This is a genomic window from Mesorhizobium sp. P5_C1 (assembly GCF_054049815.1).
Genome location: NZ_JBFULQ010001286.1, coordinates 1 through 690, shown reverse-complemented (window position 1 = coordinate 690; position 690 = coordinate 1). Strand labels below are relative to the sequence as shown.

The 690-nt window shown below is 61.0% G+C and carries 1 protein-coding gene; it reads left to right on the top strand.

The window, feature by feature from the left end:
* Positions 1-519, top strand: a 519-nt coding sequence (locus ACXJ7R_RS35410; protein ID WP_457155843.1) for a DUF1963 domain-containing protein, incomplete at its 5' end; no start/stop codon positions are given.
* Positions 520-690: the final 171 nt, after the last annotated feature.

The following is a 690-nucleotide window of genomic DNA, read 5'->3' as shown; positions in this document are numbered from 1 at the left end:
CTGTCGGCATTCGGTTCGAAGATGTTCAACGCTTTCTTTCCGACGGTCAATGCCGGACTGAAGGAATATGACGCACCTCCAGCCGAGGTGAAGCAGCAGATCGTTGCCTTCCTGGAAGACTTGYGCGCCAACGGCATGCCGTCATCTTCTCCGGCGCGGCGGCCGCATCATCGCCAACTTCCGCAGGTGATGAACCATTGGCTTTCAATCGCGGCGATCCGGGGCGCCGAGGGTGGACTGACAGATCCGGACGGTGCGGCGTTGATAGGCCGGGAAGTCGTAGCCGCCCTGTCTCACCGCCACTCACCCCGTGGCCATCAGATGCTTGGCAAGGGTGAAGTCATCCAGGTCGCAGCCGACGAGATGAAGGACCGCTACCTGCTGTTGCTCCAGATCGGGCCGGATATGGCGGTCGATTGGACCGTTGGCGAGATGGGGCCGCTTCAATATTGGATCACGCCCGAGGACCTTGCGGCCAAGCGGTTCGAGAACGCACTTCTGACAGTCGAAGCCTACTGACCGGTGTTTGGTCAGGGAGCGTCTGAGCGCTTTGGCATCCTCGCCGGCTATCGCAATGGCGGGATCGGATCACGGCCTGCGGGTCGCAATTGCAAGTCGAGATTGGGGAACTATCCCGCTCGTCCCCAGTGCCAGGCAGCAAAAGAGGTCCGGTTACCCGCCCCTTTGTTG